A 19,380-nucleotide genomic window follows, 5' to 3' on the forward strand; every position below is an offset into this window, starting at 1 on the left:
GGCTCGCTACGCTGCGCAGACCTCCTGCACCAGCCCCCGCAACCACTGGTGCACCGGGTCCGCATGCAGGCGCGGGTGCCACAGCAGCGACACGGTGATGGGCGGCACCGCCACCGGCAGAGCAAAGGTGTGCAGGCCCGCGCGCAGGCCGGCGGTGTGCCGCTCGGGCACGGTGGCGACCAAATCCGTGGCGCGGGCCAGCGCCAGTGCGGTGGCAAATCCGCTCACGATGGTGGCGATGTCGCGCTCCAGGCCCAGCGGGCCCATCACCTGCTCGATGGGCCCTTGCTCCAGCCCGCGGCGTGATACGGCGATGTGCCGGCCGGCCGCGTAGCGCTTCGTGGTCACCTTGCCCTTGCCCAGCGGGTGCCCTGCGCGCACCACGCCCACGAAGCGGTCGCGCAGCAGCGCCTGCACCCGCACCTCGGGCCCCATGGCGGGGCCGAGCACGCCGGTCTCCAGGTCCACCTCGCCATCGCGCAGCGGGGTGCTGTCCTTGTCGGGCTTTTGCACGAAGCGCAGGCGCACACCGGGGGCCTCGGCCGCCACGCGCGCGAGCAGCGCAGGGCCGAAGGTTTCCACAAAGCCATCGCTGGTGCGCAGGGTTAAGGTGCGCGCGATCTGCGCCAGGTCTGGCGCCTCGATGGGGCGCAGCACGGCCTCGGCGTCGTGCACCAGCTGGGCCACACGCTCGCGCAGTTCCAGCGCCCGGGGCGTGGGCACCAGGCCGCGGCCGGCGCGCACCAGCAGCGGATCGCCGACCGTTTCGCGCAGGCGCGCCAGCGCCCGGCTCATGGCCGAGGAGCTCAGGTGCAGGCGCCTGGCGGCGCGTGCCACATTGCCTTCGGCCAGCAGCACATCCAGGGTGACGAGCAGGTTCAGGTCGGGGCGGGTCATGCACCCATTATCTGATTTTGGCATGGCGTCTGGTGCACTGATGCAATGCAAATGCTGCGCCTTCCGCCATGGCTGGCAAATGCCTACGCTCGGTTTACCGATCCGATGTCTGCCACCGCACCATGACCACCGCCACAGCCAAGCCCCTTGCTTCTCCCGCTGTACCGCGCGGCGTACTGGCCGCCCTGGGTCTGGCCACGCTGCTGGCCTCGCTGGGCACCAGCATCGCCAATGTGGGCCTGCCCACGCTGGCGCAGGCCTTTGGCGCCAGCTTCCAGCAGGTGCAGTGGGTGGTGCTGGCCTACCTGCTCGCGACCACCACGGCCGTGGTCGGTGTGGGGCGGCTGGGCGATGTGCTGGGGCGCCGGCGCCTGCTGCTGGAGGGGCTGGCGTTGTTCAGCGGCGCATCGCTGCTGTGCGCGCTGGCGCCATCGCTGCCCTGGCTGGTGGCTGCGCGCGCCCTGCAGGGCCTGGGCGCCGCGGCGATGATGGCACTCAGCATGGCCCTGGTGGCCGATGCCGTTGCGCCAGAGCGCACGGGCCGCGCCATGGGCCTCTTGGGCACTTTGTCGGCCGTGGGCACGGCGCTGGGGCCCACGCTGGGCGGGGCGCTGATTGCGGGCTGGGGCTGGCCAGGGCTGTTTGCCGTGAACCTGCCGCTGGGGGCCGCGGCCTGGTGGCTGGCGCGCCGCACACTGCCTGCAGACCGCATCGGCGCAGGCACACAGCGCCCTCGCTTCGACATCGCGGGCATGATGCTGCTGGCGGCCACGCTGGCTGCCTATGCCCTGGCCATGACGTTGGGGCAGGGCCGCTTCGGCATGCTCAATGGCGCATTGCTGGCGGGGGCCTTGCTGGGCCTGGTGCTGTTCATCCATCTGCAGCGCGGGGCAGGGCGGCGCGGTGTGGCAGCCATGGTTCCGCTGGCCCTGTTCCAGGGGCCGGCCCTGGGTGCGGGCTTTGCGATGAGCGCGCTGGTCACCACCGTGGTCATGGCCACGCTGGTGGTGGGCCCGTTCTACCTGGCAGGGGCTCTGGGGCTGGCCCCGGCCCAGGTGGGGCTGGCCATGTCGTGCGGGCCCCTGGTCTCGGCCCTGGCGGGTGTGCCGGCGGGCCGGCTGGTGGATCGGTTGGGTACGCAGGGTACCGTGGTGGCGGGGATCCTGGCAATGGCCGCGGGGGCGGTGCTGATGGTGCTGCTGCCCGGAGTGTGGCCGGCACTCGGTGTCTCGGGCTATGTGGCGCCGCTGGTGGTCCTCACCGCCGGGTATGCGCTGTTCCAGGCGGCCAACAACACAGCGGTCATGGCCGGTGTCGGTGCACCGCGCGGCGTGGTGTCCGGCCTGCTCAACCTCTCGCGCAACCTGGGGCTGGTCACTGGCGCCTCGGCCATGGGGGCCGTGTTCGCCTGGGGGGCTGGTGTGCAGGCCGGGCAGGGCGCTGCCATGGCGCAGCCCGGTGCGGTACTGGCCGGGCTGCAAGCCACCTTCGGCATGGCCGCGGTGCTGGTGATGGGGGCGCTGGCGATTGCGCTGGTGGCGGCCCGTTCGCAGCGGGAGCCTCGCGCCGTGCGATGAGTCCGTGCGTGCACTGGCTCTTCAAAATCCTTTCGTGACATCCATACAGCGCCTTCCTGTGATCGCCTTCATGGCCCTGGCCTGCGATTACGCCATGGCGGCCGACAAGCTCTCAGGCTGCCTGGCCGTGGGGCCTGGCCGGTTCGACCTGCGCACCGCGCCGGACCAGATCTACTTCGTCGAAGTCGCCCGCGCGGTGATGGAACAGATCAAGGCCTTGCAGGGCGAGGTGCCGCTGTGGGTGACGCCCGTGCAGGTCAAGGCATCCCTGCGCAAGCACCCCCAGGCCGGCCCCGCCGGCAAGTACGGTGCCATCGCCAAGGTCACGGAGCTGGCGGTATCGGACGACCGAACGCTGTGCCATTGCGTGGGCATTGCCCGCTTGGTGCCACGGGTCGCCATGCAGTATGCTTTTGCGCATGACTACATGCCCCACGCTACGCTCCCTGGCCGCTTCCGTGCTGCTGCTGTGCTGCCTGCCGGGGGCTGCATCGGCCCAGACGGCTACCACCGCCGGGGCTGAATCGGTCTACACCCAGGGCGAGTTCCGCGCTGTCTCGCAAGAGCAGGGCAGCCGCGATACCTTCGCGCACATCAAGGTGGCGCCCGGCACCAAGATCCCGTTCTCCACCATCACCTACCGCGTGCGCGACGCGGCGCTACTCAAGGGCCTGCAGCCCGGCACGCGCGTGGAGTTCCGCGCCGAGCGGGTGGAGGGCGAGAACGTGCTGGTGGCCATCAAGCCCCGGCAGCCGTAAGCGGCATTTCGGTCGGCCGATCGCAATGGTCGGCAAACGGCGCAAAGGCCAAGGCGGTAAGGAGAGAAAGACCTCGTCCTTGCAGCGGCTCATCGCACGCATTCTTCCGGGTTGGCTGTGTCTGGTGACCAAATGCCGCCGGTTAGAGGGGATTCCCGATGCGGCCACCTGGCACGCGCGCCAATAATGCAGGCAGGCCAACACCACCATCCCCCACGCCCCACGCCATGGACCTTGCGCTTTCCCCACCGCCGGACGACGCCAGCATCCACATCGCCCTGTCCGACCCGCGGCGCCTCGAAGCCGTGCAGCGCACCGGCCTGCTCGACAGCGCGCCCGAGGAAACCTTCGACCGCCTCACCCGCCTGGCGTCGCGGCTCACCGGGGCCCCCGTTGTCTTTGTCTCGCTGCTCGACCGGGGTCGCGACTTCCACATGAGCACGGCCCTGGGCCCCGGCGTGGCCGCGCCCGGGGGCAGCCGCGATCAGATGGGGCGCACCTTTTGCCACTATGTGGCAGTCTCCAAGGTACCGCTGGTGATCGAAGACGCCACCTTGCTGCCCGTGTTCCGCGACCTGCCCGGCGTGAAGGCAGGGCGCGTGCGCGCCTACGCCGGCATACCTCTGCTCACGGAAGACGGCGATGCCCTGGGCACCTTTTGCGCGCTCGACTTCGCGCCCCGGCACTGGACCGAGCAGGACCTGGACGTGCTCACCGAACTGGGCCAGTCCGCCCTGCGCGAGATCCGCCTGCGCATCGCCCTGCAGCAGGCTGCCAGCATCAACCTGCAACTGGTCGAACAGATTCAGCGCGTGGACGAGCTGAACATGCGGCTCGAAGACCTGGCCACCACCGACCCCCTCACGGGCCTGCGCAACCGCCGCGCGTTCGACGCCCTCATGGCCCAGGAACTGGCCGTGGTGCAGCGCCGCGGCACACCGCTGAGCCTGCTCATGCTCGACGTGGACCACTTCAAGCGCGTCAACGACACCATCGGCCACGATGGCGGCGACCGCGTGCTGCAGGCCATTGCCGGCCACATGAAGGCCTGCGCCCGCACGGTGGACGTGGTAGCCCGCGTTGGCGGCGAAGAGTTCGCCGTCATCCTGCCCAGCACCGGCGAGGCTGGCGCGCTGGAGGTGGGCGAGCGCATCCGCAAGATGGTGGAGGCCGGCCCCTGGCCCGAGATGCCTGTGACCATCAGCGTGGGCGCCGCCACCCTGGTGGAGGGCGAGAACGCCGAGCGCATTTACGGGCGTGCCGACGCGGCCCTGTACGCAGCCAAGCAGGCGGGGCGCAACCGGGTGCAGCAGGGCTGATGGCGGGGGGCGCAGCGCCGCCGCTGCCCGCACAGGGCACGGATTTCCCGTTCTACGACGGCCGCCCCGTGGCACTGGGCGCCCGCCAGTGGCTCGCCGTGCTCCTGGTCGCCATGGCAGCCTATGGCGCGCTGCACATCCCCTCCGTGGCGGCCATGCGGGTCTCGGGCGGCTGGCCGGCGCTGATTCCGGCGCTGGCCTTCCCGGCGCTGCCGCTGCTGGCCCTGCGCGCGGTGGCGGGGCCGCAGTGGCAGCAGCTGTTTCGGCCCGTGGGTTGGCGCGATGTGCGGCTGGCGGTCGGCCTGGTGCTGCTCAACATCGTGGTGACGGTGGCCGTGGCGCTGCTGGTTTCCCAATTCTTCGGCGCCGTGCCCAACCCCGTGGTCAAGGCGCTGGCCGCCATGGGCACGGCCGAGAAAATTGTGTTCCTGGCATGCACCATCCCGCATCTTATCGGCGAGGAAATCCTCACAGTGCTGCCCTTCCTGGCCCTGCTCACCTGGCTGGCGGGCCCGCTGGCCTGGCCCCGGCGCCGGGCCATCGTGGGGGCGTGGGTGGTGTCGGCGGTGCTGTTCGGTGCCTTGCACTTGCCGACCTACGGCTGGAATGTGGCGCAGAGCCTGGTCATCATCAGCGTATCGCGCATGGTGCTCTGGCTGGCCTACCTGCGCACCAAAAACCTGTCGGTGGCATCGCTGGCGCACATCCTCAACGATGGATTGTTGTTGGGGCTGGCCTTTCTGCTGGGCGCCCTTATCAACTGAGCACGGTGCTCAGCGTGGCCGGGCCGTTCGTGCCACGCACCACGTAGCCAGCCACGACGACAGCGCAGAAGCCACGCCCACGCCCACCAGCAGGCTGGCAGGCCGCAGGTGGTGCGAGCCACCCAGCAGGTACAGCAGCGCCAGGGCGCAGATGGCCATGGCGGCGATGCACGCCGCTGCCTTCCTGTCCGCGGGCGGTGCCACGGCGGCGCACAACAGTACGGGCAGGGCGGCCGTGACGGCGGCACCACCCATGTCCTTGGCCAGGTAGACCGGCAGTGGCCAGCTGCATTTCTTGTCGCCACTTGCCAGGCCGTACCAGACCAGGTCTGCAGGGCAGTGGGCGAGCGAAATGTCGCCGATGCTCAGCCACAGCCGGACACCCAGATAGACGGCGGCGATGAAGGCAAAGGGCAGGGCGGCTTGGCGGATCTGGCTGTGAAAGGCTGTCATCTGTTCTTGGGGGCATGCCCAGGGCAAGGTGCGCAGCAGTGTCGCCCGCCAGCGTGAGGCCTGTGTGAAGAGCCCGCAGTCCCTGGTGACCGCATTCGTTGCACCAGCGGGGTGGACAACTTGTCCAGCAGACCGCGCTCCAGCCTCGCCACAATCGGGCAATGGCCCTTGCGGCCGACTCAGCCCTGTTGTATTCCATGTCAGAAAACCGTTTGCACTACACCCTGTACTTCCAGTCGCGCGCCGAGGCCCGCCGCTGGGTCGACGAAGCCGAGGCCACGGAGCGCCTGCCGCTGGATGCCCAGGCCCAGGCGCTGGAGGCGTTGCTTGGCCTGCCCGAAGGCTCGGGCGCCAGCTTCGAGTTTGCCAGCTGCGTGGGCCTGCTGGCCGAACTGGCCGTGCTCGGCCCCTGGTCCCTGCTGCCGGGCGATGGCTGGCCTGCCGGCCTTGCGGAGCGAGGTGGCAAGCTCTTTGGCTGCGAGTGGGACGATGGCGCAGGCGACGGCCAACTCCAGGGCCTGTGGTTCAACGGCCCGGGCAGGGAGGTGAGCAAGAAGCAGTTCGAGGCCGCCGCGCGCAAGATGGACCCGATGGAAGAGGTGCGCCAGTTGCTCGCCGGCGATGACCACGAGGCCCTGATCGACCTGGTGCGCCACCATGGGCTGGACCCCAACACCCTGGTGGGCCACTTGCCGCTGATGGTGCACCTGTTCACCGTCAAGGATGGACGCAACGACACGCTCTTGCCCACCGACGCCATCATCGCGCTGCTGCAGGCCGGCGCGCGCCCCGACCCGGTGGCCCTGGTCACGCGCATGCCCGAGTACTCCACGATGCCGGTGTTCCCCTTGCTGCGCGCAGCCCATGCCTTCGACAGCCGGTTGATGCAGGCCTTGCTCGACGCCGGTGCCGAGGTCAACGGCATCGATGACGAGGGCGCTACCGCCCTGCATGCGCTGGTCAGCTCATCCGAGCACCTGAGCGAGCCGCCCGAGCGCTGCCTGCAGGCCGCGCAGCTGCTGCTGGATGCGGGTGCCGATGTCAATGCCTACAGCCCGATCCACGGCTCGCCTCTGGCCCAGGGCTGCCACCAGCGTGTGCGCGAACTCCTCATGGCGCGTGGCGCCCGCATCGCCTGGCCCGAGTCCACCCTGCAGGGCGAGATGAAGTTGCGCCAGACCCATGCCGTGTGGGCGCATGACCATGCCTGGCTCGATACCCTGCTGGAGCAGGCGCCACCCGACGAGGAGACGCGCCGCAGCCTGCTGGTACATGCCCTCAAGGACGGCAACCACCATGCACTGGACCGGCTGTGGCGCGAGGGTGTCGACCATGCCCTGGTGCTGGTGCCCGGGGTTTTTCCGAACCTGCTGGTGGAGTCGGTCACCGAGCAGCCGGAGATGGATGCCGCGATGCTGAACGACCTGGTGGCCCGCAGTGCCGGCAAGCCCGTGCCCGGGCAGGACGATCCGCAGTGGGCCGATGCCGCCGCCTCCACGCTGCGCCACTGGGTGCGCCGCGACAAGCTGCGGCCGCCCCTGGCGTTGCTGCAGCAACTGCTGGACCTGGGCCTGCCCGCGACTGCGCCGCCCGGGCGTTCCTGCGCACTGGCTGCGGCCATCGCCGCCAAACGGACCGATGCCGTGGCCCTGCTGCTGGCCCACGGCGCCGACCCCAACCACACCATGCACGACGGCGGCAACGCCCTGCACGAAGCCCTGTACTGGAAGGCCACCGACTGCATCCCCCTGCTGCTGCAGGCCGGTGTGGACCGCGACCGGCGTGACCAGCAGGGAAGAACGGCCATGGAGCGTGCAGTCACCAAGCGCAACAAGGCTGCGCAGAAGTACCTGGCGGGGTAAGTTCAGTGCCGCCTGCAGCGAAAGCCTGGCCGGATTAACATCCGGGCGCCGCAGTGATGGCGCAGACACTGGAGATGCGCGCTGCGGCTGACAAGGAAAACCAGGCGATGAGCGGCTATAACTATGATTTGTTCGTGATCGGTGGCGGGTCGGGCGGGGTACGCGCGGGGCGCGTCGCGGCCTCGCTGGGCAAGCGCGTGGCGGTGGCCGAGGAACACCGCTTTGGTGGCACCTGCGTGATCCGCGGCTGCGTGCCCAAGAAGCTGTTCGTCTATGCCTCGCAGTTCCATGAACACTTCGAAGACGCCGCGGGCTATGGCTGGACGGTGGGTACGCCCACGTTCGACTGGAAGGCGCTGATCGCAGCCAAGGACAAGGAGATCGCCCGCCTGGAGGGCCTGTACCGCCGCGGCCTGGAGACCAACCAGGCCGAAGTGATCGACAGCCGCGCCGAGCTGGTCGACGCGCACACCGTGCGCATCATGGCCACCGGCAAGACGGTGACGGCCGAGCGCATCGTCATCGCCACGGGCGGCGCGCCCAACCCGCATGCTGCGCTGCCGGGGCACGAGCTGTGCATCAGCTCCAACGAGGCCTTCGACCTGCCTGAGCTGCCGCGCTCCATCCTGATCGCCGGCGGCGGCTACATCGCGGTCGAATTCGCCAATGTGTTCCACGGCCTGGGCGTCCAGGTCACACTGATCTACCGCGGCAAGGAAATCCTCTCGCGCTTCGACCACGACATGCGCCAGGGCCTGCACAAGGCCATGGTGGACAAGGGCATCCGCATCCTGCTCACGGACGTGATCGAGAACGTAGCCCAGGTGGAAGGTGAGGGCGGCGGGCTCATTGCCTCCACCAAGAACGGCGAGACCATCGCCGTCGACACCATCATGCTGGCACTGGGCCGCGACCCCAACACCAGGGGCCTGGGTCTGGAGGCAGCCGGTGTGGCCCTGGACGAACGCGGCGCCATCGTCGTGGACGCGTACTCGCGCACCAGCGTGCCCAGCATCTGGGCGCTGGGCGACGTGACCAACCGCGTGCAGCTCACGCCCGTGGCCATCCACGAGGCCATGTGCTTCATCGACACCGAGTACCGGGGCCAACCCACCGTGCCCGACCACGACCTGATCGCCACCGCCGTGTTCTCGCAGCCCGAGATCGGCACCGTGGGCCTGTCGGAGGAGGACGCCGCAAAGCGCTATGCCGAACTGGAGGTCTACCGCGCCGAGTTCCGCCCCATGAAGGCCACGTTGTCGGGCCGTGCGGAAAAGATGGTCCTGAAGCTCATCGTCGATGCCGCCAGCCGCAAGGTGCTGGGCGCCCACGTGCTGGGCCACGATGCGGGCGAGATGGTGCAATTGCTGGGCATCTCCCTCAAGGCCGGTGCCACCAAGGACGATTTCGACCGCACCATGGCCGTGCACCCCACCGCGGCGGAAGAGTTCGTGACCATGTACCAGCCGAGCTACCGCATCAGGGATGGGCAGCGCGTCTGATCGATTGGCAACCGCTTTCCCGGTATTACACCGTGTCTCCGACAATCCGTGCCAGTTCGTCCAGCAGGTCTGCGTCATCAAGCGGTTCAGCTTCACTGAGCAGTCCTACTGCAGTCTGACCCTGGCGCATCAGTTCAACAATCTCGTCAGTGGAGTGCATGTCGATGGCATTCGGGTTCATGAACATGGTGGGGCTCATCTCGTTTTGAATGAGCAGCTTGTTCATGAGCAGGAACGCCACCGTTCTGATGTTCCCGTCCGAGAAGAGGTGGTGTTGATCCAGGTCCTTGCAGCACTTGGCGATGGCGCGAAGTATGGCGGTCTCGCGCTGGGGGTTGTCTTGCGGGGCGGCTTCAACCTCGCGGTGGTACTGCGCGATGATCTGGCCTGCCTTCGCCTTGCATTGCTCTGGCGTATGGACAGCGGTGCGCAATCCGGGAACAGGCCCCGATGGTCCCGTTTTGAATTTTTTCCTGTAAATGCACCATTGTTCCTGGCGCTGAGGCGAGCGCGCAAACTCCAGCAGGCCCGCTCGACTCATGTTGGAGCCTTCGACCAAACCAAATCCTACGGAGCCGTCTCGAAAACCCTGCTTCATCAGACCAGCGGGACCCACGTGGTTTCGTTCGTGGACGCCACCGACCGCGATGTCATGCAGCTCGCCATAGCTTTCCGCTGTCACCGGGTCTTGTACGTGTGCCAGCATGTGATTCAAGGCCTTCAGCATGCCGTGCATGTAACCGCATTCGTTCTCAAAATGGACGATGCCTGTCAATTCTCCGTGGGCACTTCCATCCATCACCAGCTTCCAGCACTCACCCGGGAGCGCCATGTTCCGCAGTTCTGGACTTGGCGAGTTCGCGATGTCTCGTTCGAAAATGGCCTGCTCACGCGCCATTCCCGTGTAGGCGATAAAGCGATCCTTGACCGCTTCTCCCACCACGGGGGCTGTCCTGATTTCATCCAACATCGCATCCAGCACCACCAGCCTGTCGGCGGGTGTCACTGCATCGGCAGCCAGCAAGCGGTCGCCCAAATGCGTTTGAAAGTCAAAATAGGCCTCCAGGCCCTCCACTTCGCGTGGCGAAAGATTGATGGAGTTGGCCGCAACGTCCCACTTGTCGCACAGTTGGGCTGCGGACTGTTCAACCATGTGCATCGCCATCTGCACCAGCCGGCCCGTCAGGGGCAGACCAGCGTCGAGATGGCCTTCCAACAGCTCGCGAACCGCAGGTGCGGCTTCCGGAGAGCTTCCGTGGATCGAAGTGAAGAGGTTGTCAAACGCGGCCTGGTTCTCTTCGGTGGAGTTCCCGCCCAGCGGAAGCAGGCTCGCGTTCTGCGCCCGGCTCTGTTCGTTCAGGGTGATGCGGGTTGCGTCGCCCGCCATTTCACGCCATGCGGCAAGGCCGGCAGGATTGGGGGCGGTCGTACTCAGCGGCGGCATGGTTACCAGGCCGTGTCATCCATCATTTCGCACCCGCGAAAGCCTGCAGCGCGGTGCAGTGCAAGGCGCCCTGAGTGCCGCGTAGCACGGCTACGCAAGCGAAGGGCAATGCCGCAATGCGCCGCGCTGCAGGCTTTCCCTTCGGGCTGGCCGCGGCATGCGGCGTCTGCTTTGTCGCACGGTTTGCCAATAGCCGTGGTATTGGCTGCGCCGTGCTTTGCGCAGCCATCCGCATGCCGGGGCCAGCGCGGGGGCGAAATGATGGATGACACGCCCTAGACCCTGTTGTTCAGGAAGATGGCGGCATCGGAGACCTCGCCGTGGAATTCAACGGCGGTCGACCTTGCGCTCTGCTCCTGCGTGCGCGCCAGCGCCTTGGCCAACCGCGTCTTCCAAAATTCGATGACTCCAACAAAGGAGTCCGTGGCCTCCAGGAACCGCTGGGTATGCAGGCCAGCCATGGATTCGTGGTAGCGCAAGACAAGCGTTTGGGAGGTGTCTTCCAAGGCGAAGAAGCAGCCTTTGGTACGCAATTGGTCCAGGTTTGCGCTGAGCACCCCTTGCAGGATTTTGCTGCTGTCGCGTCCGGTCAGATTGGCCACGGCAGCCGTCCAATGGACACGGTCATCCTCTGGTCGATGGCTGATGTGCACCCAGATCCCGTCGTTACCGGCCATGCTCACCACCCCGTGTGCATTGGGTACCAGGCCATCGATCCCCAGATGCTGTGCCAGTTCCCGAACCCGGTCTCGAAACAACTCGGCGCTCATGCAGTCTCCCGTACTTGCTTGGTTGCGTGGACACCCTTCGGCAACAGACCCCATGCCAGAAGTGAAGTCACCCGGATCAACGCGTGACCGGAGTTCCGTGCAAATTATGGGAAGGCACCCGTCGCGCTGCAAATCATTTTTGGCAAGCAAGCTCAGCGTGGCGAAGAATGGCTTGCCAGTGGGGCGGGAAGCCTTGGCATGCCCCGGCGTATCAGCAGCCGCCGCCTGCACTGCAGGCGGCGGGGCTGGAAAAACCTGGCAAAGCCCTGCCGCAGCCGGATCGCGCCATCCTCCTACGGGGTCGGGGTGCCAAACGCCGCCGCATCCACCGGCGCGATGGCCCGGAACGCCGGGCGTGCAAACAGGTAGCCCTGCATCAGGCGGATGCCTGCATCGCGCAGAAGATCGCGTTCTGCCGGGGTCTCTATGCCCTCGGCAATCACCTCGATGCCCATCTCCTCGCACAGCCGCACCAGGTTGCGCACGATGGCCTGGCGGGCCCGGTTCGTGTCGACATGGCGGACGATGTCCATGTCGATCTTGATGATATCGGGCTGAAAATCCGCCAGCAGCTTCATGCCCGCATACCCGGCGCCAAAATCGTCGATGGCCGTCCTGAAACCCAGGCGCCGGTACTCGCGCAGGATCTTGGCGAACCAGGGCCCATCTTCGATGCGCTCACCTTCGGTCACCTCGAAGATGATGTTGGTGACCGGAAACCCGTGCACCCGCGCTGCCTCCAGCGTCGTGCGTATGCACAGCTCGGGCTTGTAGATCGCATTGGGCAAAAAGTTGATGGACACCGGCACCGCCATGCCCAGCTCGCTTGCGCCCTTGATGGCCTTGACCCTGCAAGCCTGGTCGAAACGGTAGCGGTTGGCCTCGGTCACCTGCGACAGCACCGTCATGGCGCCTTCGCCCGCCGGCCCGCGCACCAGCGCCTCATGGGCGTATACCGCCCGGGCCTGCACGTCCACGATGGGCTGGTAGGCGTATGTGAACTGAAAGCCCAAGCGCTCACCCCGTGCGCATGCGTCGCAATCCTCGCGGGTACCGGCCAGGGGAATGAATCCCGTCGGAAAAGCCGGGCCCGCGGCTGACAGTTGCTGTGCATGCATAGCAATGATTGTCTCAGCATTGCTGTGCTGCGCTGTCAGGGCTTGCCGATACCCCTCGTCGGCAACGCGCGCCGCCGCGCAATTGTGCTGGTTGGTCGCGCGCTTGATTTCGCTTCAGGCGTACTGCGCCAGCCCGTGGCCAAACGACCAGTTCTCCTTGGCCACTTCCACCAGGCTGATGAACACATCCTCGGGCCGCACACCCGGGTTTTCTCCCAGCAGCTGCGTGATGCGCTGGTACAGCGCTTTTTTCTGCTCCAGCGTGCGCGTGTTGTTGGCGGTGATCTGGACAAATACCAGGTCATCGCTGCGCGCCACGCCCATGTACGTGGGGCTGTAGCGGAAGTTGGCGGCATCGTGCTCGGTGATGAGCATGAACTCGTCGTCCTCGGGCACATTGAAGGTCTCGCGCATGGCGCGGTACAGGCTGTCGCAAAGGGCCTGGCGGTAGGCCTCGGGCTTGCCGGCGCGCAGGGCGATGTGGAGCAGGGGCATGGGAAACGGTCCATGAAAGTTGAGGTGGCCCCATGCTAATCATCACCGTTTGTTATTGCAATTGATAGCAGTGATAATGGTTGCATATGGAAAAGGCCCCTCAGCACCATCAAGCGCTACAGGAGCAGCGCCCCCTCGACCTCGACGCCATCGAAGCCTTTGTGCGCATTGCCGAGCTGGGCAGTTTTACCCGCGCGGCCGACGCCATGCAGACCACCCAGGCGGCGGTGAGCCTGAAACTCAAGCGCCTGGAAGACCGCCTGGGCTGCCGCCTCATCAATCGCACGCCGCGCCATGTGGAGCTGTCGGCCCGCGGCGCGGCATTCCTCGAGCCTGCACGCGAACTGCTGGCCGTGCACCAGCGCACCCTGGCCACGTTTGCCGAACAGGCCGAGCGCGAGCGCATCGCCATCGGCATCAGCGACCACGTGGCCGGGCCCGATTTGCCTGCCCTCATCGCCCGCATGAAGGCACACGACCTAGGCTTGGTGATCGAGATCCGCATCGGCTCATCGGGCGACCTGCTCCAGGCCTACGACCGGCGCGAGCTCGATGTGGCCATTCTGCGCTTCAGCGCGGGCCGCAGCGACGGCCAGGTGCTGTCCGAAGAAGCCTTTGGCTGGTATGCCGCGCCCACCTGGCAGCACCGCGCGGGCGAGCCCTTGCCCATCGTGACCTTGGCCGAACCGTGTGGTGTGCGCGTGGTGGCCAGCCAACTGCTCGACCAGGCCGGCGTGCCCTGGCGCGAGGCATTTGTGGGGGGAGGGGTGGCCGCGGTGTCTGCGGCCGTCATTGCCGGGCTGGGCGTGGCGGCCCTCGCACCTCGCATGCTGCCGCTGGGGGCTGTGGACGTGGGCGCCCGGCTGGGGCTGCCGGCGTTGCCACGGCTGCCGGTGGTTCTGCATTCGCGGGTGCGGGGTGGGCGGGGCAGGGAGGCTGTGGGGGTGTTGGGGGCGGCGTTTGGGGGTAGTGCTGCGGTGGCTGAACGCGCCGCTGGCAAGGGGCCACGCTGAAGCCTGGTTCGAAAATCGCGAGCGGGCTTTGGGTCGTGATGGGGGATAATTGGGCTCTTGTCACTGTGGCTTATTGAATCACTAGGAAAACAACGTGCTGTTAACTGATATCGCCGTCGAGCACACGCTGGCGTCTAAAAATGGAGGACCTCGCGAGACGGTTTTTGTGCATCCATTTACGAATACCCAACGGGATTCTCTGGGTAAATTTGAGATCGTCCGTAGCGTTCGTAAGCTTGGGGATAAAGAAGTAAAGTGCTCAACATTCGTTTCGTTTCAGCATTTGGCGGAGCTGTACGCAAAAGGGGTACTCGACGAATTCGGGTTTTCCGTTCGCATGTGTGCTGCTGGTGGCAAGCACCCCAGTACGAATCCCGTAAAAAAAATACTTCCAGCCAGTATCAAACCTGGCTCACCGTTCGACCTGGCGGTTCAAGGCATCGATGTTTCAAAACCAGCGACCCGCGAATTGAGAACAGCGTTGCTTCGCACTGACATCAAGCTTTAAGGGCACACCTGTGAATCAATCTGTTGCCGATGTCGAAATCATCGCCACTTTCAAGCGAGCGGAGGCAGATGCTGCTCACAAGTCCGGATTGATCAAAGCTGCTGCGAAAAAGGGGCCGAAGGCCATCCAAGCAGCCATTGACGCAGCTGCAAAGGCGGCAAAACGCCGGGACGCATACGCAAAGAGGCTGGATGCCTTGGGCGTGAGTCTCGAGGATTGAGGCGCCATTCGCCGATTTCCGGGACCAGCCGCTGGTCGGAACGGTCGTCGGGCTCGCCCTGCGGACCGCCGAAAGGCGGGGGAGCCGTCGTCCGCCACCGGCAGTACCTGGCCGATTTTGCTCTTTCGAGATTCATGGCGCCATATCGTGGCGACGTCCGTCAACACGAGACGGCGCCGTCGCGCCTTCGATAGGAGCACATCATGGAGCATGATAAATCGACTGTCGCATCCCGGACGGTCATATGGCCCCTTGTGGAACAGATCCGGGTGCTCTTGGTACCACTCTTTCATGGCCTGCATCGGCGTCCGCTCTGTCCAGACGTTGAGCGACCGCTTTCTGGACGAGGTGACCGGCAGCTTTGGGCCCGAAGGCGACATTGAGCGCAACTCTCCAATCCGGGCATTTTTTCTGCTTGCGGCGCAAACTTGAGCGCCGTCACCCCTGCCTTTGCACGTACGCAGGCTATAGTTTGCCCAACTGAAGCTTGCGGGGTTTGCAGGAATCTTTGTACCTTGATGTTCCCACAGCCCTGCGCTTGCAAACCCAGGCTTCAAGCCGCTTTCAGGAGGAAACAGTGCCCAGAATATTCCGCACGGTCCAGCTTATCCCGCAAATCCTGCGGATGCATCGCGTCATGCCTCATGAGTGCTGATCAGTTGCAGGCGCTTGAAGACAGAGCCTACGCCTGTTGGGAACTTGGCGAATTCATGGAGGCCGCCGAACTGTTCTTTGCAGCTGGGCGTCTCGAGAGCGAACTCGCCTCCGCAAGAGGTCCATTCGCAAAGGCAGATCAGAGCATCCTACAGAGGGCTCGTGGAGCGTACTGCCTCTGGGATGCTGGAGAGTTCGAGCGTGCTCGCCCCATCCTGTGCGAGGTCACGCTCTTCGATTGGCAGAAAGGGCGGCTGTGGGCCGACCGTCATGATTCTGAAAAGGCTTACTCGAGACTAATCTTGGAGGCAGCGGCCAGTGGAAACGAGGATCTGTTCAGCGAGCTTTGGGTCGCCGCCTCTGCCCGCGGTCGGGAGCTTGCCTATCCCTTCCCGACCATCGTTCCAGAGCAGAAGAAACTTTTGGCAGCTGCGTTGGCCCTTGGGAGGAAGGACGTGTGTCGAGATATTCTGGCGAATCTGAATGCAAAACTCTTGGCGAAGCATCACGACCTTCAGTTGTTGAAGGCTCAGGCGGAAGCGTTGTGCAGTGAGGCATAACAAGCTAGTCAGCGCCGACGCCAAGGGAGTTCCGCCGCTGCGCGGCGCCCTCCAGTGCACGGCGACATGAAAAGCGTCGAGGAAATCGTTGAAGCCGCGAATCGCCTACGCGAAGGTGCGCCAGAAGTGCCCCCTCACGACCTCCCCCCTGGAAAACATACACCGGGGGAACCTGACTGGCATCCGATTGAACACTCGGCGTGGGCACTCGGGGAGAGAATTCGCCAAGCGCTTGGCGCAAATCCCAGATTGAAGAAGGCCCCCGAAGTACTTGAGGCCATCATTGCGGTGGTCGAGTGTCGAAGTCTTCGCCGAGGTAGGCAGTCATTTCTGCTATGCCTTGCGTTCAAAGGGGCTGCGCCTCTTGCTGGAAAGATTGCGCCTTTCCTGGAAGACAAGGATGTATGTGGGCATACCCTGAGCGCGCTGGCAAGAATGCGAGTGCCAGGTTATTCGATCGAGGTAGAGCCGTTGCTGGAGGCGAGACATGCATGGGTACGAAAGTTGGCCAAGCAATACCTTGATCGCTATCCCGCGGATGTCTGACCCTCATGGCAAACGTTGGACTCCAAGGAATCTCCGATGACTTTTCCAGAGCAGGTCCATTATTCCCGCGCTGATGGATCAGGCTGGACCATTAAGGATTGGGATACCGCCAACAAGCTACTGAGTTACGTAAGCCTGAAAGACAATCCCTTTGTCACATTCACCCTCCCCGACAACAGCTATATTCAGTGCCTTGGCAGCAAGGTAGCTCTAACTGTTGAGTGCAGGGAGATCAGAGCCTGTGGCGCATTCCGTCATGTAGTCTTCGGCAAGAGTGCGCTGTCCGGAACAACTACCAAAGTTGGCCCTGAATCTGCACCCGTCCCGGTTGATGCCAGCCAGGTTCTGACAATGCGAGATGCGAGGATACTGATCCGTCAATTTCTCGAAACCCGCACGTTTTCAGAGCGCTACACCGCTACAGATGTCTCGGCCAACTTCTTGTAGCCAACGCGTGGCGCCCAACACTTCCGTCGAGAGGGACCGCCCACAAGCTGGGCTGGTGGGTTCCCTTCGCGGCTTCGCCGCTACGGCGGCCCCTCACGTCAAACGTTGAGCGACCGCTTTTACTCGAAGCTTTTGGCGGCTCCTGGCCGATTGCAGTCATCGTAGCCTATCTGTTCGAGGTCAATCGAGCCTTGGGGATGAGGCGTGCAAATGACAAAATAACCCGCATGAAACCCCGCATCATGTACATCGAATCCAAGGCCGGCGGCCTCACCGGCCCTGCGCGCATTGGCCGGGTGCGCTTTTCCAAGACGGGCGCCACCCTTTACTACGCGGGGCAATCCTTTCAGAGCCAGAAGGGCAGTGGCTTCAAGTCGAACTATTTCGATGAGGCAACGGGCGACCCGTACTGGATCTCCGGCCCGCGCAAGGACGGGCGCGATGCGCTGTATGCGACCCACATCGCACCCGCTGTGGATGCCGATGTGCACAGCGAGTACTGGACCAAGGTCCGTGGCCTCGCGGTGCCTCCACCGATGAAGACAGGCGCCGAGTGACTGGCGCAGCCACGCACTGGGGCCGGGCCCTCGCCTTCATAGGGCTTGTGCTTGCTCATCCGTCAATCCAGAGCAACCGCCAATAGCCGCGACGCTCGCTCCGGATCATCCGCATCCGTGACCATCAACAACCGCCCTTTCCCATCCAGCGCAATCCCCTCCACCTTGGGAGCACCTTCCAGAGCCACCATGCGCTGCAGCACCCCGTCCGCACCGACCCAGCCGATGGCCGATGCCACGCACTCGCCATCGGCATAGCTGTCGTCCGTGTTCTCGGCCACGGCGCTGAAGATCCATCCGCTGTCACCATCGCCGCTGGGCAGCGCCGCACCGTCGGTGAAGCCCAGGGGCACGCCGTCCACGGTACCCAGGTCGAACAGGGTGGTGCGCAGCGGCGCCGGTGGCTCTACACGCTTGCCAGCCAACCAGTCCAGCAGCGGGGCCAGCGGGTAGGTGATGCAGGCATTGCGCGCATCGCCCTTGTTGCCGCGCTGCAGCAGGTGCACCACGCCGTTGGCGACAAAGGCGCCTTCGATGTTCAGGTCGGCAAACTCCGCGCGCAGGGGGGCGTAGAGGGCAGACAAGTCCACCACCTGTGCCACGCCATCGGGGCGCCCGGTGGCATCGAGCGCCATGACAAGGCCGCGCTGCCGGTTGGGCTTGGAGCCGGATCCCAGTGCCAGCAGCGCCCCGCTTGGATGCGTGGGCGATGCGGGCAGCAGGGCCAGGGCTTCCAGGTCGGGCTTGCGCTTTTTGCGGGCCTTTGGCTCGGGTGGGAGGTCGCCTGGCAGGATGCGGTGCAACTGCACCAGCGGTGCTTGCGGCAGCACGGCTGCGCCGGCGGGCAGCAGGCCCAGGTGGTGTTCGTCGTCGGCCACCAGGTACAGCCATGCGCCGGCCCGCACCAGCCCGCTGGCAGCGCTCAGGTGCGGCTGGCCACGCGGGTGGCTCGCGGGGTCGAGCATCAGGTCTTGCAGGTGCGTGGGCGTGAGGGGCATGGCAGGCCGCAGGTCTGGGGGAGAAGGGGGCGGGCCGCTACGTCCTGTGGGGCAGACGTGGTGCAGAGATCGACTGGGCCGCTTCGCGCAGCAGGTTCGCGTAGCGCGGTTCGTCGCCCGCGGACCAGCGTGTACGTGCCACCGAGATGTTGAGCGCGCCGATGGGCCGGCCCTGGCCATCAATGACGGGAGCAGCGGTGGAGATGTCGTCCGGGTACAGCTCGCTCTCGGTGTGCGCGTACCCTGCCGCTCGGATCTTTGCCAGCCGTGCCTTGATCTTGCGCGGGTCGGTCACGGTCTGGGGTGTGTGCTTGATCAGCTCGCTGGCGTCCAGTACGGCATCGATCTCTTCGGCCGTGGCATGCGCGAGCATGGCCAGCCCCGGCGCCGTGCAGTAGGCGGGCAGCCGTGTGCCGACGATGACGTTGGGGTTTATGACGTTGCGGCTCACGAAGCGCGCCACGAAAACGATGTCGCGGCCATCGGCCACCGTGAGGTTGCAGACCTCCTCGGTTTCGCGCGCCAGTTGCTGCAGCACCGGCATCGCCCGCTGCACCAGCTCGCTGGAGGCCAGGTAGTGGTAGGTGAAGTCGAGCAGGCGCGGCGACAGCTCGTACATGCGCGTCGCAGGGTTCTTGACCAGGTAGCCCAGGGCTGTCCAGGTGTGGGTGAAGCGCTGGGCAGCGCTATTGTCCAGCCCGGTCAGCGCGGCGATTTCCGACAGGGACAGGTGCCGCTTGGTTCCATCGAAGGCCGTGAGCACGCGCATGGCCTTTTCGACCGACTGCACGTACAAGGGCGATTCGGTATCGGGGCGCTGGGTGATGCGATGGCTGCTGCTACTGCTATGGTTGCGGGTTTCATTGCGGCTGTCGGTCATCGACCCATGATAACCACTCACAACCGCTGTTTCGCCCG

At 65.5% G+C, this 19,380-nt stretch carries 21 protein-coding genes; 13 read left to right on the forward strand and 8 right to left on the reverse strand.

All coding sequences use genetic code 11. The features are described from left to right. Nucleotides 1-6 precede the first annotated feature (6 nt). Complete coding sequence (locus tag AC07X5_RS15395) at nt 7-897, reverse strand: LysR family transcriptional regulator (RefSeq protein WP_494770862.1); 891 nt, start codon at nt 895-897, stop codon at nt 7-9. Nucleotides 898-1,019: 122 nt separating this feature from the next. Between AC07X5_RS15395 and AC07X5_RS15400 the strand changes: the two genes are divergently transcribed. The 5 genes from AC07X5_RS15400 (at nt 1,020) to AC07X5_RS15420 (ending at nt 5,315) form a co-directional block, all read left to right on the forward strand. After that, nucleotides 1,020-2,474 (forward strand): MFS transporter, encoded by a 1,455-nt coding sequence (locus AC07X5_RS15400; protein ID WP_494770863.1) that lies wholly within the window; start codon nt 1,020-1,022, stop codon nt 2,472-2,474. A gap of 34 nt (nt 2,475-2,508) precedes the next feature. Further along, nucleotides 2,509-2,997, forward strand: coding sequence for a hypothetical protein (locus AC07X5_RS15405; RefSeq protein WP_494770864.1), 489 nt, complete (start codon nt 2,509-2,511; stop codon nt 2,995-2,997). Beyond that, nucleotides 2,933-3,232 (forward strand): copper-binding protein, encoded by a 300-nt coding sequence (locus tag AC07X5_RS15410; protein WP_494770865.1) that lies wholly within the window; start codon nt 2,933-2,935, stop codon nt 3,230-3,232. Before AC07X5_RS15405 ends, AC07X5_RS15410 begins: the two co-directional genes overlap by 65 nt. Before the next feature lie 227 nt (nt 3,233-3,459). Further along, nucleotides 3,460-4,551 (forward strand): sensor domain-containing diguanylate cyclase, encoded by a 1,092-nt coding sequence (locus AC07X5_RS15415; protein WP_494770866.1) that lies wholly within the window; start codon nt 3,460-3,462, stop codon nt 4,549-4,551. After that, nucleotides 4,551-5,315 (forward strand): CPBP family intramembrane glutamic endopeptidase, encoded by a 765-nt coding sequence (locus tag AC07X5_RS15420; protein WP_494770867.1) that lies wholly within the window; start codon nt 4,551-4,553, stop codon nt 5,313-5,315. The genes AC07X5_RS15415 and AC07X5_RS15420 overlap by 1 nt, the downstream gene beginning before the upstream one ends. Nucleotides 5,316-5,324: 9 nt before the next feature. Here the strand turns inward: AC07X5_RS15420 and AC07X5_RS15425 are convergent, their stop codons facing one another. Next, nucleotides 5,325-5,768 (reverse strand): hypothetical protein, encoded by a 444-nt coding sequence (locus AC07X5_RS15425; protein ID WP_409958068.1) that lies wholly within the window; start codon nt 5,766-5,768, stop codon nt 5,325-5,327. Between the two features lie 197 nt (nt 5,769-5,965). Between AC07X5_RS15425 and AC07X5_RS15430 the strand changes: the two genes are divergently transcribed. Beyond that, on the forward strand, nt 5,966-7,630 hold the full coding sequence (locus tag AC07X5_RS15430; RefSeq protein ID WP_494770868.1) for an ankyrin repeat domain-containing protein: 1,665 nt from the start codon (nt 5,966-5,968) through the stop codon (nt 7,628-7,630). 107 nt (nt 7,631-7,737) lie between these two features. Continuing rightward, nucleotides 7,738-9,132 carry a glutathione-disulfide reductase gene (gor, locus tag AC07X5_RS15435; RefSeq protein WP_494770961.1) on the forward strand — a complete coding sequence of 465 codons (1,395 nt, stop codon included), beginning with the start codon at nt 7,738-7,740 and terminating at the stop codon, nt 9,130-9,132. Nucleotides 9,133-9,157: 25 nt separating this feature from the next. On the opposite strand, the gene AC07X5_RS15440 is transcribed toward gor, so the two are convergent. The 4 genes from AC07X5_RS15440 to AC07X5_RS15455 all read right to left on the reverse strand — a co-directional run bounded on the left by AC07X5_RS15440 (nt 9,158) and on the right by AC07X5_RS15455 (nt 12,959). Next, on the reverse strand, nt 9,158-10,576 hold the full coding sequence (locus tag AC07X5_RS15440; RefSeq protein ID WP_494770869.1) for a hypothetical protein: 1,419 nt from the start codon (nt 10,574-10,576) through the stop codon (nt 9,158-9,160). 275 nt (nt 10,577-10,851) lie between these two features. Then, complete coding sequence (locus AC07X5_RS15445) at nt 10,852-11,346, reverse strand: type III secretion system chaperone (protein WP_494770870.1); 495 nt, start codon at nt 11,344-11,346, stop codon at nt 10,852-10,854. A gap of 293 nt (nt 11,347-11,639) precedes the next feature. Continuing rightward, nucleotides 11,640-12,464 (reverse strand): EAL domain-containing protein, encoded by an 825-nt coding sequence (locus tag AC07X5_RS15450; RefSeq protein ID WP_494770871.1) that lies wholly within the window; start codon nt 12,462-12,464, stop codon nt 11,640-11,642. Nucleotides 12,465-12,578: 114 nt separating this feature from the next. Then, entirely contained in the window at nt 12,579-12,959 is a 381-nt protein-coding gene (locus AC07X5_RS15455) for a tautomerase family protein (RefSeq protein ID WP_494770872.1), read from the reverse strand. Nucleotides 12,960-13,045: 86 nt separating this feature from the next. Here AC07X5_RS15455 and AC07X5_RS15460 point away from each other — a divergent pair, with 86 nt between their 5' ends. From AC07X5_RS15460 to AC07X5_RS15485, 6 genes are all read left to right on the forward strand, one after another. Next, on the forward strand, nt 13,046-13,972 hold the full coding sequence (locus AC07X5_RS15460; RefSeq protein ID WP_494770873.1) for a LysR family transcriptional regulator: 927 nt from the start codon (nt 13,046-13,048) through the stop codon (nt 13,970-13,972). Between the two features lie 94 nt (nt 13,973-14,066). Further along, the gene (locus AC07X5_RS15465; RefSeq protein ID WP_494770874.1) at nt 14,067-14,480 is read left to right on the forward strand and encodes a hypothetical protein; all 414 of its coding nucleotides are present in this window, start codon (nt 14,067-14,069) and stop codon (nt 14,478-14,480) included. Between the two features lie 10 nt (nt 14,481-14,490). After that, a complete protein-coding gene (locus AC07X5_RS15470; RefSeq protein ID WP_494770875.1) occupies nt 14,491-14,700 on the forward strand; it encodes a hypothetical protein in 210 nt (69 codons plus the stop codon). A 644-nt stretch (nt 14,701-15,344) separates the two neighbouring features. Further along, a complete protein-coding gene (locus tag AC07X5_RS15475; protein WP_494770876.1) occupies nt 15,345-15,914 on the forward strand; it encodes a hypothetical protein in 570 nt (189 codons plus the stop codon). Between the two features lie 582 nt (nt 15,915-16,496). Further along, entirely contained in the window at nt 16,497-16,907 is a 411-nt protein-coding gene (locus AC07X5_RS15480) for a hypothetical protein (RefSeq protein WP_494770877.1), read from the forward strand. 227 nt (nt 16,908-17,134) lie between these two features. Then, on the forward strand, nt 17,135-17,464 hold the full coding sequence (locus AC07X5_RS15485; RefSeq protein ID WP_494770878.1) for a 1-deoxy-D-xylulose-5-phosphate synthase: 330 nt from the start codon (nt 17,135-17,137) through the stop codon (nt 17,462-17,464). A gap of 62 nt (nt 17,465-17,526) precedes the next feature. Here the strand turns inward: AC07X5_RS15485 and AC07X5_RS15490 are convergent, their stop codons facing one another. Together AC07X5_RS15490 and AC07X5_RS15495 are read right to left on the reverse strand one after the other, a co-directional pair. Then, complete coding sequence (locus tag AC07X5_RS15490; RefSeq protein ID WP_494770879.1) at nt 17,527-18,462, reverse strand: DUF6910 family protein; 936 nt, start codon at nt 18,460-18,462, stop codon at nt 17,527-17,529. A gap of 37 nt (nt 18,463-18,499) precedes the next feature. Continuing rightward, entirely contained in the window at nt 18,500-19,342 is an 843-nt protein-coding gene (locus AC07X5_RS15495) for an IclR family transcriptional regulator (RefSeq protein ID WP_494770880.1), read from the reverse strand. Between the last annotated feature and the right edge of the window lie 38 nt (nt 19,343-19,380).

This window comes from Acidovorax sp. GW458-11-26-14-TSB4, assembly GCF_059423865.1.